The sequence below is a fragment of the Pseudomonas sp. GW821-FHT12A04 genome (assembly GCF_058807755.1).
Genome location: NZ_JBXAQZ010000010.1, coordinates 217,250 through 232,139 on the forward strand (window position 1 = coordinate 217,250; position 14,890 = coordinate 232,139).

4 protein-coding genes are annotated in these 14,890 nt (G+C 61.2%); 3 read left to right on the forward strand and 1 reads right to left on the reverse strand.

The genetic code is table 11. The features are described from left to right. Positions 1-9,700: peroxidase family protein (locus tag AC1RS8_RS17450; protein WP_493163168.1), on the reverse strand; the 9,700-nt coding region annotated here is incomplete at its 3' end. A gap of 670 nt (positions 9,701-10,370) precedes the next feature. On the opposite strand from AC1RS8_RS17450, the gene AC1RS8_RS17455 reads away from it, so the two are divergent. The 3 genes from AC1RS8_RS17455 to AC1RS8_RS17465 are packed head-to-tail and all read left to right on the forward strand — an operon-like array spanning position 10,371 to position 14,784. Continuing rightward, entirely contained in the window at positions 10,371-12,107 is a 1,737-nt protein-coding gene (locus AC1RS8_RS17455) for a type I secretion system permease/ATPase (RefSeq protein ID WP_489338897.1), read from the forward strand. Between the two features lie 6 nt (positions 12,108-12,113). Further along, positions 12,114-13,454 (forward strand): HlyD family type I secretion periplasmic adaptor subunit, encoded by a 1,341-nt coding sequence (locus AC1RS8_RS17460; RefSeq protein WP_407515678.1) that lies wholly within the window; start codon positions 12,114-12,116, stop codon positions 13,452-13,454. A gap of 1 nt (position 13,455) precedes the next feature. Then, a complete protein-coding gene (locus tag AC1RS8_RS17465) occupies positions 13,456-14,784 on the forward strand; it encodes a TolC family outer membrane protein (RefSeq protein ID WP_407515679.1) in 1,329 nt (442 codons plus the stop codon). The last annotated feature ends 106 nt before the right edge of the window (positions 14,785-14,890 follow it).

Sequence of the window (14,890 nt, forward strand, 5' to 3'; positions counted from 1 at the left end):
CGCTCACCACGTCCCCAAGGTCGGTGACTTCGTAGATATCGATACCGACACCGCCGGTCATCGTGTCGGCACCTGCGCCACCAATGAGGACGTCGTTACCCGCACCGCCCACGAGCGTGTTGCCGAGCGCGTTGCCTGTGCCCGCAAAGTTGCCGCTGCCGCCGAAAAACAGATTTTCGACGTCGGCACCCAGGGTATAGCTCGCGAGCGAGGTCCAGACCGAGTCGCTTCCAGCACCGGCGAGCTCAGTCACCACATCCCCAAGGTCGGTGACTTCGAAGATATCGTCACCAACACCGCCGGCCATCGTGTCGGCACCACCACCGCCGATGAGAATGTCATCACCCGCGTCACCATTGAGGATGTCGTTGCCGCCCAGCCCGTTCAGGATGTCGTTGCCATCACCTCCGCTGGCCACGTCGTCGCCTTGCGTGCCGATAAAAATGTCGACACCGGGGGTACCGACAAACACTACACCGACGGTCACCGGGGCCGTGGCGTCGGACGCAATGCTTTCGGCCACACCGAAGTCATCCACGTAACTGACCACCACGCGCACTTGATCGCCGACCTGATTCTGGCCAAGCGTGAGCGTGCTGCCGGTGGCTCCGACGATGTCGACGAAGGTGACCCCATTGGTCTCCTGCCACTGGAAGGTGAACTGCGGATTGCTGAGGCCATCGACGTCGACGATGGTCGACGGGTCGGCGGTCAACACCTGGTTCAGAAACGCAAACCCGAGGATGCCCGGCCCTGCGGTCGGTGCGTTGTTCGCCGACGAGTCGACGATCTCCAGCGTACTGCTGCCATCCTGATACACCGCCCGAACGCGCAGGTTCAGACCGGCGACATCGTCCGCCACCACGTAGGTGGCGCCGGTTACCCGCGATGCCTCGCCGGCGGCGAGAACGGTGATGTCTTCAAAGATGCCCGAACCGGCAATGGTTTCGGCCTGCCAGTAGTAAGACACGGGACCGGTAACCGCGCCGGTCGGATTGGCCGCACTGACGCTGTTCGCGTCGCGTATCGACTGGCTGCTGACACGCAGCAGCTGGCCGGCGACAGGCGAATCGACACGCGCACCGGTGGTAGCATCGAGGATCGCCAGACGCCCCACAGGAGCGCTGTTCGAGACGGTGCCAACACCGGAGGCCTGCGCCTGGTCAGCGAACTGCAGGCGCTCGATGCCCGTCAGGCGATCGACGCCATCACGCCCTGCAACCAGGTCGGTCACAATGACAGTGTTGCCGTCGACAGCGACTGTGTACTCCGACGCATTACCTGAGTACAGCGCGGTGTCGAAGTTGTCAGTGCCGGTCAGAATCTCCCGCACGATGACCAGTTGGCCCGGGTTGTAAGTACCGTTCAACATCGCCTGGACCATCGGTTCCATGCTGTCGAACGTGGCGATTTCCGCGCCGGTGCCATCAGCGTTTGCCCGTACGCTGATGCGCACGTTCAGCCACTTGTCACCGTCGATGATGTCGTCACCACCGCGACCTTCAATGAGGTCGCTGCCGCTACCACCGAGGATGATGTTGCCGCCGTCGAAGAATGTCGCTCCAGCTGGCAGCAGACCCGCCAGGCCGTTGATCAGGCTGATGTTGGTCAGCACACTGCCAGTTGCACCCGCGGTGGGTAGCGATGTCGCATCTTCGTTATCACCGCGCAGGAAGTCACCATGGGACGAACCCGACAGACCTTCCATGATGTCGAAGCGCACCAGCGCCGAAGCTCCTGAACCCGGCATCGGTGGCACATCGAAGAAGCGGTCGGTGTAATCAACGCTCACACCTTGGGCCAGCCCCTTGAAGGTCGCCCAGTCATAGCCCGAGCCGCCGATATAGCGGTCACCGAAGCCGAGACTGCCGACCATGATGTCGTCACCGCCTTCGCCGTTGAACTTATCGTTCTCGCTACCGCCGATGTAGACATCGTGACCGATTACCGGGTCGTTGCCGAGCGGGTCGAAGTTGTCGCCAGGTGCACCGTCCGAAGTGCCCTTCTCGATCCAGTCGTCGCCTTCGTTACCCATGTCCTGTTCGTTGGCTTTGCTGCCCAGGATAAAGTCGTTGCCCTGGCCACCAATGGCCTCGGAGGCGTCCTCACCGGTAATGATGAAGTCGTTGCCGAACCCACCAATGAGCAGGTTGACGCCGTTGCCACCGTGCAGTACGTCGTTGCCGTCGCCACCCTGGACGTTATCGTCGCCGCCGGTGTCGGTGATGATGTCGTCGCCGGCGCCACCGCGCAACTGGTCGTTGCCGTCACCGCCTTCGATGCGATCGTTGCCGCCATCACCCCAGACCGTGTCATCGCCCTCGCTGGCGATGAGGATGTCTGCGTTTTCGGTGCCACCCAGCACGATGTGCTCGTCACCTGTGTACTTGATGTAGTTGGTGTCCGCCCCCACGGTCAGCGGGTTGTCGCGGAACACCACCTGCGCGCCATTCGGGCCGAGCGGATCGACGGCGAGCAGACCTTCGTTGAACTGCCTGCCCTGGTCCACTTCCAGATAGAACCCCGGATCCGTGAACACCACGCCCGGCAAGTGCGTGGCCGAGGTGTTGGCCATGATCAGCTTGGCGAACGAGTTGCTTTCAAGTTCCGCATTCATCGTCAGGCCAGCGGTACGCTCCAGGTAGTAGAAGCGGTCGCCGTCCTGCAGTTTTTCCATCTGGTTCTCGAACACGAAGTTGAAGGTCGAGCCGAGCATGCCGCCGAACGGAGTTTTCTGTTCGGCAAGGCCGCCAATCCACATATCGATGGCATCGACACCAGTGATCGTCACGTTCCTCAGGTCGTCGGCAGTACCCAGTACCCCATCGCTACCGGCCAGCGTTACGTTGGCAAAGGCACCGGTGCTGTTGAGGAAGTCCAGGCGGTCAGCCGGCGCCCCCACACCACCGAATACCAGCGCCATAGCTGCAGCGCGTTTGCCTTCCAGCGTGGTCGCCGCCGTGATGGTGTCATGCGTGCCATAGGCCGCGATGAAGTTGATCAACGACTCCGGATGTTTGAGGTGCTGCACCAGGTCGACCCAGCTGTTGTAAGGCTTGAGTTGGGTGTCACCGGTTTGGCTGTAGATGTCGCGGCGGAACGCGTTGAGTGAAGGAATCCCCACGTCGCGGCCACGGGCGATGTTGATCGCCGGCAGGTCGAGCGGCAGGCCGAGCAGGTTATTGCGCAGCGCCTCGGTGACGAACTCGTCGATTTCGTTACCGGCTTGCCGGGTCACCCCACGGATGATCGCACTGGTCGCATCCTCTGGCGACACGCCACTGGCGGCGTACGCCAACGGGTTGAGGAACGCCGCGATCAAGCCCAGTTGCTGATCGGGATTGGCGCTGCTCGGATCGCCTATCACGTTGAAGTCGATATCGAAGCGATCGACAGTCTCGGTCAGCATCGAGTGGCCAAACCGGTACACGGTGTGGGCGAACTCGGCGACGATCGAAGGATCAAGGTCGACGTCATAGACCTGGGTCGGTGCGAAGAACAGGTCGATGTTGGGCTGGATGGTCCGCGCAAACTCCTCGAACACCAGGTGCTGATACTGCATCTCGGTGCCGAACTTGGCAGCCTGGAACAAGCGCTCGCCATTCCACTGCAGCGCATCGAACTCAGCCTGGGTAGTTGGCAACGCGGCCACCGGAGTCAACAGCCACTCGTTGAGGAAGGCCACGTCACCCGAATCGAGCACGGTGTCCTTGGTCTGCGCAACCAGCCGGTTGTGCTCGGAGTGGAAGATCGCATGCACCGCGGTCAGGCCGATGTTTTCGTTGACCCGGCCGTCGCCGGCGATGTAGTGAGCGTCGAGCAGTTCGTTGTCATAGGTCAGGTTGTTGCCGCCCGGGCCAACGGGCTGCGCATTGCCGACAAGGGTGTCGGCATCCGCCTGCAGAACCCCACCGGTAACGACCGGCACGGCGTTGTGGGCGATGTCGTTGAGGAAGGCATGGCTGGTGCGCACCGCGTTCACGAGGCTTACCGGATTGGCCGGATCGCCTTCGACAAGCGTAGTGACATCATCGGCGGTGCCGGCAATGCCATCCGCCCCATTGTTGACCCGAATGACAACCTGCGGGAAGCCGTTCGGCCCCTTGATGAAGTTGCCATAGGCGTCAGTCGCCAGCAGCGGACCGCTGTCGATATCGGCGTCGGTCAGATTGATACCCAGCACGTCGCGTGCCTGGGCCTTGACCACCTTCCAGGTTGCCATACCACCGATTTCAACGTCGTCAGCGGTGCCAAACGTGCCATCCACCCCCAAGTCACGGTTAGTGATCAACCGGCCTGTCGCTACGGGGCCGCTGGCGGTAAGTTCATAACCGCGCAGGAACACCTGATGCGACGGGTGCGAGCTATAGGTCTGGTTCTGGTCCACGAACGGCGAGGTGGTGTTGGTGTGCTCATGGATGTCGTCGGCCGTGCCAAGAACGCCATCCGCCCCTGGCTGGTTGGTCGCGCGGGTCAGAACCATGAAGTTCGTCAGGCTACCTGGGACAAAGAGTGGATCATCCGGCTGAAGCGGAATGAAGACGGTGCCCGAACCACCTTTGGTCACCAGGTCCAGACCATGATCGAAGAACTGCCCGAAGAAGGTCATCCAGGCGTTGAACGGCGCGGACAATCCCGCATCCGACGTGGTGTTCTCGAACAGGTACACATCGCGGTCGTCGCCAGTACCGAACTGTCCATCCAGCCCGGGGCTGGCAACAATCTGTACACCTTCCTTGAGCACATCGTCGTTACCCACCGCGCCGAAGTTGAGCACACCGTCCAGGCCCGGGTCGAATGCCGTGGCATAGGCCGCCGGGTTGTTCGCTGTCTGATCGACGATCAGGTTACTGATGGTGCGCGGCTGCGAGTCGATCACAATGCCGTTGTTCTGCGCATACGACGTTCCCCCTTCCGCCGGATTGAAGACCGGATCGCCCACGCGCGGGAAGAGGTTATCGGCGGCGCCAAACTCGGTGTTGTCAATGCCGTTGAGGTTCATCAGGTTGTTGCTTGACCCGTCGACCGTACGCAGGCCCAGCGGCGCGCGGATGTTCGGGAGCAGCGAGAGGATGTCCTGACCGGCCGCATCAGCCTCGGCAATCTTGATCTGGTCAAGAATGAAGTTGAGGTCGGAGCGGACCATGTGCAGGCCCGCGCCACCCGCAGTGGCATCGACTACAGGTACCTGCGCCGTTGGCGTAACCGGTGCACCGGCAACAACGGCAGCCGTCGGCGTGGAGAACAGGATCTCCGTGGTGCCGTGACCGTCCTGATAGATAGCCTTGACCCGCAACGACAACCCGGCGAGATCAGGAGAGACCTTGAATGCGGTACCATTGGCGCTTTGGAACGCCAGGTCGCCAGCCGGCAACAGAATGATGTCCTCAAATATGCCACTGCCTGGATCGGCCTCGAACTGCCAGATGTAGGACACAGAGGAGTTGGTGATCAACCCCTGGGGATTACCCGCCGCGACGTTGTCGTCATCGCTCACCCCGGCCACGCTGACAGTCAGTAAATCGCCCACGGTGATCGCGCCGCCGTTGCCATCCGAGACAGTCGGACTGCCATCCGGTTGGGCATTCTCCCCCGCCACCAGCACTTGCTGGTTATCGGCGAACTGCAGGCGTTCGATATTCAGCAAGGTATCGGTGCCGTCGCGACCCGCTACGCTATCGGCCACTGTCCAGACATCGTCCGACACATCGTCCGTGCCACGGTCGTCGACAGTCACCGCATACTCGGCTTCAAGCCCGGAGAAAATGGCGGTATCGAAGGCCGCCCCGCCCGTCGAGGTGCCGGGCATGATTTCCCGCACGGCCTTGAGCTGACCAGGGTTGATGGTGCCATCCAGCATCAACGGGATCATATCGACCATGCTGTCGAAGCTGGCGATCTCAGGGCCGGTATGGTTGACGTCAGCCGGATCATAAACGGCAATCCTGACGTTGATCCATTTGTCGCCGTCGATCAGGTCATCGCCACCGCGGCCCTCGATCAGGTCGCTGCCATCACCGCCGAGGATGATGTTGCCAGTGGCAAAGCCGGTGACCGGCAGTCCGGCATCGGCCAGGAACTGGTCCAGTCCGCGGATCAATGCGACATTGGTCAGCGCACTGCCCGTGGTACCGCCGTGGTTGATGATAGTGTCCGCATCGACATCATCACCTCTGAGTACATCGCCAAAACTCGAACCGGACAAGCCTTCGACCTCGGCAAAACGGTCGAGAATCGAGGCTGGCGAGGCACCGACCGGATTGAATATGCCGGCATTCTGGCTTGGTGTATTGCCATGGGGCTGAGCCAGCGCGGCCATGCTCAGGTCAGCGGTCACGCCGACCCTGTCGTTCTTGTAGGTCACCCAGTCGAAGCCGGACATGCCGTCCATCTTGTCCTGGGCATCGCTGCCAACGAAGATGTCATCGCCACCCTCGCCGATCATTTCGTCGAAACCGCCACCACCAGTAAAGATGTCGTTGCCGATCACATCGTCATTGAGCAACGGCGAGGCGTTATCGCCAGGTGCACCGTCCTGGGTGCCCTTCTCGATCCAGTCATCACCTTCGCCACCGGTAGCCGGCAGGTTGGTCTTGGCACCGAGAATGAAGTCGTCACCCTGGCCGCCGAAGGAAAGGGAGATGTCTTCAGTGGTGATGATGAAGTCCTGGCCGTCGCCACCCAGAATCAGGTTGCCTCCGGCAAGCATGCTGCCAGCCACGATCACATCGTTACCGTCATTGCCTTCCAGACGGTTGTCACCGAACGAATCGCTGATGATGTCATCGCCCGCGCCGCCCAGTACCGCATCGTTCCCGGCACCGCCTTCAAGGCGGTCGTTGCCGCCGTCGCCGTAAAGGGTGTCATCGCCCTCACCGGAAATGATGATGTCATTGCCGGCGGTGCCGCCCATGACGATATGGTCTTCACCGGTGTACTGCAGATAATTGGTGTCCGGACCCACGGTGTCAGGGTTGTCGCGAATCACCAGCGACACGACTTCCACGCCGTTGATCATGATACCGCCGGTCGGATCGGCGCGGCCATCCACGCCAAGGCCGGTGAACTGGGCGGTCTGATCCACCTCAAGGGTGAACGTCGGCGTCAGGAACACGGTGTTCGACAGGTGGGTGACATCGGTGTTGAGCATGATCAGCTTGGCAAAGGAGTTGTTTTCCAACTCGGCGCCGAAGTTCAGGCCCGCGGTACGCGCCAGGTAGTAGAAGCGGTCGCCGTTCTGCAACGCCTCCATCTGGGTTTCAAACACAAAGTTGAACGTCGAGCCGAGCATGCCGCCGAACGGCATCTTCTGTTCGGCGAGGCCACCGACCCAGAAGTCGATGTCGTCGACGCCCGTGACCGTCACACCGGTCAGGTCATCGGCAGTACCCAGTACCCCATCCGCGCCGGCCAGCGTTACGTTGGCATAGGCACCGGTGCTGTTGAGGAAGTCCAGGCGGTCAGCCGGCGAACCCGCACCGTTGAATACCAGCGCAAAGGCTGCAGCGCGTTTGTCTGCCAGCGTGGTCGCCGCCGTGATCGTGCTATGCGTGCCATAGGCCGCGATGAAGTTGACCAGCGACTCGGGGTGCTTGAGGCTGTCTGCCAGGTCAGCCCAACTGATGTACGGCTTGAGTTGGCTGTCGCCGGTGGATGCGTAAAACTCGCGACGCGCCTCATTCAAGGTGGGGATGCCCGTGTCGCGACCACGTGCCAGGTTCAGGCTCGGCAAATCGAGCGGCAGACCGAGCAGGTTGTTGCGCAACGCTTCGGTGACGAACTCATCGATCTCGTTGCCGACCTGGCGGGTCACACCGCGAATGATCGCCCCTGCCGCCTGGTCCGCAGTCACCCCGCTGCTGGCGAACGCCAGCGGGTTGAGGAAGGCCGCGATCAGACCCAGTTGCGAGTCCGGGTTGGTGGGGTCAGTGAGCAGCGGATTGAACGCGGGGTCGAAGCGATCGACAGTTTCGGTCAACATCGAGTGACCGAAGCGATACACCACGTGGGCGAACTCGGCGAGGATTGCCGGGTTGATCGAGGTGTCATACCCGCTGGGTGCAAGGAATTCGTCGATCTGCGGCTGAATGGTCCGCCCGAACTCTTCGAACACCAGGTGTTGGTACTGCATTTCGGTGCCGAACTTGGCGGCCTGGAACAGGCGTTCGCCATCCCACACCAATGCCGCAATCTCGGCAGGTGTAGTCGGTATTGCAGCCACGTCGTCCACCAGCCACTCATTGAGGAAGGCCAGATCGCCTGCGGCAATGATGGTGTCCTTCGATTGCTGGACCAGGCGGTTGTGCTCGGAGTGGAACACATGGTGCACGGTGGTCAGGCCAATGTTCTCGTTGACCCGGCCGTCGCCGGCAATATAGTGGGCGTCGAGCAGTTCGTTGTCATAGGTCAGGTTGTTGCCGCCAGGGCCAACGGGCTGCGCATTGCCGATAGCGATGTCGGCATCCGCCTGCAGAACCCCGCCGACGACGACCGGCGCGGCATTATGGGCGATGTCGTCGAGGAAACCATGCCCGGTGCTCACGGCATTGGCCAGACTGATGGGAGCTGCCAGGTTGCCTTCGACCAGTTGAGTAACGTCATCAGCGGTCCCGGCGATGCCGTCAGCACCGTTACTGATGCGAATCACCACCTGCGGCATGCCGTTCGGCCCGCGGATGAAGTTGCCGTACGCATCGGTTGCCAGCAATGGCACGTTGTGCACATCGGCGTCAGTCAGGTTGATGCCCAGAATGTCACGGGCCTGGGCCTTGACCACTGCCCAGGTCGCCATGCCGCCATTTTCGCCGTCGCCATCATCGGCCGTGCCGAACCTGCCATCCGGGCCGAGGTCGCGGTTGGTAATCAAGCGCCCCGTTGCAACAGGATCGCCCGCCGCGTTGATGACGTACTCGCGCAGGAACACCTGATGCGAAGGGTGCGAGGCGTAGGTCTGGCTTTGGTCGACGAACGGCGAGGTGGTGTTGGTCTGGCCATCATCGGCCGTGCCGACTACTCCGTCCGCGCCGGCGGTATGCACTGCGCGTGACAGCACCATGAAGTTGGTCAGGCTGCCCGGGACGAACAACGGATCGTCCGCCTGCAGCGGAATGAACACGACGTCGGTAGTGCTCTTGGTGACCAGGTCGAGACCGTGATCGAAGAACTGGCCGAAGAAGGTCATCCACGAGTTGAAGCTGGCGGTCAGGCCGACGTCCGGCGACACGTTGGGCATGAAGAACACGTCCTTGTCATCGGCCGTTCCGAACACGCCATCCAGTCCGGGGCTGGTGACTATCTGTACGCCATCCTTGAGTACGTCGTCATTACCCACCGTGCCGAAGTTGAGTACACCGTCCAGGCCCGGGTCGAATGCTGAGGCATAGGCCGCCGGGTTGTTGGCGGTCTGGTCGACGACCAGGTTACTGATAATCCGTGGTTGCGGGTCGATCACCGTCCCCGTTCCGGCGTACTGCGCCGATAGAAAGGAAGGATCGAGCAGGCGTGGGAAGTCAGCGTCCGCGGCGCCAAAATCACTCTGGCCGGTGACCAGGTTGTTGAAGCTGCCATCGACGGTACGCAGGCCGAACGGCACCTGGGTATTGGGAAGCAAATCAATGAGGCTGGTGCCGGCGGCATTCGCCTCGGCGATAAAGATTTGCTTGAGGATGAATTCCAGGTCCGACTTGTTGAAATTGGCCATTTTGGATTGCCCTCGATCTGTCTGGTTAAAGGCGCGGGACGAGAAAATCCTCCCGCGCCAAGTCAAGTGATGGCTTGCGCAGTTTGTTGGTTATGTTTTTTTGCGAGAGCTGGCGTTACCCGGGACCCGGGATTCGCGCCTGGAATTCGCGATATGAATTGCTCGCCGGGCGATCAGGCAGAGCGGATTCGAGCCCTGGGCGGGCCATGGAATCTGGAAGTGAAGGCGAACGTCCTGGACAGCCCCTTCCCTCTGCAAAACAACGAAATGATCGACATGGTTCTGCTCCTCCCGGGAAATCACTGCGCCCTGCGTTGCCAAAACGATGACAGGCTTCAGGCGGGCGGGCCCCCCGATAACTAAGACTAAAGTTCCATAGCAAAACTTTGTCAATATTACGTCGTTAAAACAGACGACTGGTGGCAGGTATCACAACTATCTGTTTTTTAAGGACATATAGAAAGTTGTGTGCTGGTATAGAGCGAAATGTTATTTCGGAGTGATTCAGCGCCACCTACGCTGCTGCATAAGGGAGCAACGCAGCGATTTCGGAAGACTCGCCATCCATAGAGCGACCAGCCTGCGTGTCCATAAGCTGTTTACAGGACTACATTTACTGTTAGCTGTTGCGCTCCAAGGGCAATCGGCTTTTCGCAGTGGGAGGATCAAAATGCCCAAGCAGTCGAGCATCCGTTCAGAACTGGCCGACGCGCTCTTTCGTCTGCGCCGCAGCTTTTATTTGCTGGCAGGGTTCAGCGGCGTCATAAACGTCATGATGTTGACGCCAGCTATTTATATGCTGCAGGTTTACGATCGAGCCCTGGTCAGTCGCAACGTCACGACGCTGACGATGCTGACTGTCCTGGTAGTAGGTCTGTTCTTGCTGATGTCCACGCTGGAAATGGTCCGCACCCGCGTACTGATCCGAGTCGGCAACTGCCTCGACATGGACCTCAACCGACGCATTTTCACCGCTGCATTCGAGCGCAACCTGAACCGCGCCGGAGGTAACCCGGCCCAGGCCCTGCAAGATCTCTCCCAGGTTCGTCAGTTCGTCACCGGCAACTCCCTGTTCGCTTTCTTCGATGCACCGTGGACGCCGATCTACCTGCTGGTCGCCTATTTGATTCACCCGATACTCGGACTGATCACGTTGATCGGCTCGCTGATTCTGGTGGCCCTGGCCTGGCTCACTGAAAAGGCGACGCAGAAGCCGCTGGCCGAAGCCAATCAGGCCGCCCTCTCCTCCAGCCAGTACGCCAACAACAACCTGCGCAACGCCGAGGTCATCGAGGCCATGGGCATGCTGCCGTCGATCAGCAAGCGCTGGTTCCAAAGCCATTTGCGCATTCTGGAAATGCAGACCCTGGCCTCCGACCGTGCCGCCTTGATCAGCAGCACCGGGCGCTTCGTGCGGATCACTTTGCAGTCGCTGATCCTCGGCGCCGGCGCGCTGCTGGCGATTGAAGGCAAGATCACCCCGGGGATGATGATTGCCTGCTCGATCCTCACCGGTCGCGCACTGGGTCCGGTGGAACAGGTCATCGCGTCGTGGAAGCAATTGCTCGGCTGCCGTTCGGCCTGGGGCCGGCTCAACGAGATGCTGCAAGACTTTCCGCGCCGGCCACCGAGCATGTCGCTGCAGCGGCCAATGGGCATGCTGGCGGTGGAGAATGTGTATGCCGGTGCCCCGGGGACCACCAACACGATTCTGCGCGGTGTGAGCTTCAGCCTTGTCCCCGGCGAAAGCCTTGGCATTATCGGTCCGTCCGCCTCGGGCAAATCCACCCTCGCCCGCCTGCTGGTTGGCGTCTGGCCGACGCAGGCCGGCAAGGTGCGCCTGGACGGCGCGGACATCTTCAACTGGAACAAGGGCGAACTTGGCCCCTGGCTCGGCTACCTGCCACAGGACGTGGAGCTGTTCGAGGGGACCATCGCCGACAACATTGCGCGCTTTGGCGAAGTGGACAGCGAAGCGGTCATCCGCGCCGCCAAGATCACTGGCGTGCACGAGATGATCCTGCGTTTTCCGCAGGGTTATGACACCCGCCTGGGCACCGATGGCAGCCCGCTATCCGGCGGCCAGAAGCAGCGCATCGCCTTGGCCCGCGCGCTGTATGGCGAGCCCAATCTGATCGTGCTGGACGAGCCGAACGCCAACCTCGACGACGTCGGCGAAAAGGCCTTGGTCGATGCTCTGGCCGAACTCAAGGGCCGTGGCGCCACCGTCATTCTGATTTCTCACCGTCCCAACGTACTCTGTGCCGTCGATAAGGTGCTGATGCTGCGCGACGGCGGCGTGCAGATGCTAGGTACGCGCGATGAAGTATTCGCAGCGCTGCGCAAGGCCAGTGTGATCCCTGCAGGCGCATCAACTCCGCTGGCCTCCGTCAAAGCACGGGAGTGACCGATCATGCAAATGAGCCAACATACCGAGATGATTACAGCCGATCCCAGGAGCGTGGTAGACCTGGACGTCGGCAAACCCGCGCGGTGGGGCGTGTGGCTGGTGCTTGCCGGCTTCGGCGGCTTCCTCCTGTGGTCCTGGCTGGCGCCACTGGATGCCGGCGTGGTAGCGACAGGCACGGTCAAGGTCACCAGCAATCGCAAAGCCGTGCAGCATCTGAGCGGCGGTACCGTGGAGGCCATTCTCGTTCGCGAAGGCGATCTGGTGACAAAAGGCCAGGAGGTGGTCCGCCTCGACTCATTGCGTGCCGCCGCCGAACAGGGTGCGGTCAGCGCCCAGTACATCGTCAGCAAGACGGTGGAAAACCGTCTGGAAGCGGAACGTGACGGCCGCGACGTGGTGAACTTCGATCCCGAACTGCTCAAGCGCTTCAAGGGTGACCATCGCCTGGAAGCCGCCATGGACCTGCAACAGCGCCTGCTCGATACCCGGCGCGCCGGTCTCGCTGGCGAAATCAGCATCCTGCAGGAAAACCTGGCGGCGTCGGCAGTACAACTCAAGGGCCTGCAGCAGGTCTATGGCGCCCGCGCCTCGCAGATCAGCTTCCTCAACCAGGAACTGCAAGGCACCCGTGTACTGGCGGCCGAAGGCTATGTGCCACGCAACCGCCTGCTTGAGTTGGAACGCAGCAATGCCGACCTCTCCGCCGGCCAGGCCGAGAACCTCAACAACATCGCCCGCGTGCGTAGCCAGACCACCGAAATCAAGCTGCGCATCCTGCAGCGCCAGCACGATTACCTGAAGGAAGTCGAGTCGCAGCTGACGGAAACCGCCAAGGAAAACACCACCCTGGCCGACCGCTTGCGTGCCCTCGACTACGAAGTTACCCACACGGTGATTCGTTCGCCGATCGACGGCATGGTCCAGGCCCTGAGCATCGCCACCGTCGGCGGGATCATTCAGCCCGGCTTCAAGATCATGGAAATCGTTCCGGTCAACGAACCGTTGCAGGTCGACGCGATGATTCCCGTGCAGGCCATCGACAAGATGTTCCCCGGCCTGCCCGTGGACATTTCCTTCCCGGCTTTCAACCATGCCCAGACGCCAAACATCCCCGGCCGCGTGATGACCATCTCCGCCGACCGTCTGATGGACGAGGAAAGCAAGCAGCCGTTCTATCTGGCCCAAGTGGAAGTCACCCCCGATGGCATGAGCCTGCTTGGCACCAATCACATTCGCCCTGGCATGCCCGCCAGCGTCACCATCAAGACCGGCGAACGCAATATGTTGAGCTATCTTCTTAAACCAATGCTCGAACGTGTGGACAGCTCATTCAAGGAACAATGAAATGGACCGTCATTGCCTGCTCTTCTGCCTGCTGGGGTTGGCCTTGCCGGTCGACGCCATGGACCTCAAGCAAGCCTGGGATCTGTTGCAGTTCCAGGGCCCTATCTATCAGGCCGCCGTGCATGAAAAAAAGGCCGGCGGGGAAAACCGCGCTATCGGCAAGGCCGGCCTGCTACCGCAGATCAATGCCTCGGCCTACGACAACAAGGTCAATGGCACACAACGCCAGAGCGGTATCGAAAGGGATCTCGACTACGACTCCAAGGGCGCAAACCTGCGCCTGCGCCAACCACTGTTCAACAAACAGAAAATGGCCGAATACCGCCAGGGTCAGCAGCGTGCCGACTATAGCAACGCGGTATTCGATGCCAAGAGCCAGGACGCCGCGGTGCGCCTGGCCGAAAGCTATTTCGATGTGCTCCTGGCCAGCGAAACCATCACCCTGGCCAAGTCCAAGCTGAACGCCTTCGACGAACAACTCGCCTCGGCGAAACGGCGCATGGAACTGGGGGCCGGCACCGTCACCGACATCGACGAGTCGGCCGCCCGTCGCGACCTCGCCGAAGCGGAACTGATCGAAGCGCAAGACAACCTGGTCAACGCGCGCCGCAAGCTCGAGGAATACATCGGTGAAACCCCCGAATCGCTGACCACCTTGCGTCCGAGCTTCGATACACCACCGCTGCAGCCGAGCAACCTGCAGGATTGGCTGGTCAAAGCCCAGACCGATAGCCCGCTGCTCCATGCGCGCCGCTATAGCCGCGAACTCGCCGAAGAGGAAGTGAAGCGCGCCAGGGCCGGCCACTGGCCAACCCTGGATTTCGTTGCCGGCTACACCGCGGGTGAGAGCCAATCACTCTCCGAGCTGAATCAACGCAACCGCTACAGTTCGGTCGGACTGGAAGTCAATTTCCCGCTGTTCAGCGGTGGCGGCGTCAGCGCGCTGACACGCCAGGCCAGTGCCAATAGCGACAAGGCCTCGGATGAACTGGACGCCGCACGACAGGAAGTCATCACTGGAACCACCCGTGAGTATCAAGGCATCCTGAGCGGCGCCAAACGCATTCGCGCGCTGGAGAAGGCCGTAGCGTCCAACGAACGCTCACTGGCATCGTCACGCAAGGGTTTCAAGGAGGGCGGCACCAGCACCAACTCGGACGTTCTCAATGCCGAAGAACTGCTCTTCGTCGCACGCCACGATCTGTTCGATGCCAAGTTGCGTTATTTGATGTCGCGCCTGCGCCTGGCCTCTTCGGTGGGCAGCCTGGGCGACGACGATATCGACCAGATCAACAACTACCTCGGCCCGGAACTGCTGGTCACCAACTGACGCTCACCTGCCGGCCGGTCAAGCCGAATGATGGCTGACCGGCGCCCCTCCTCCCATGATCCCCATCCAGCCATTCATGGCCGCGGCGCGGCGCAGAAAGGCAGCC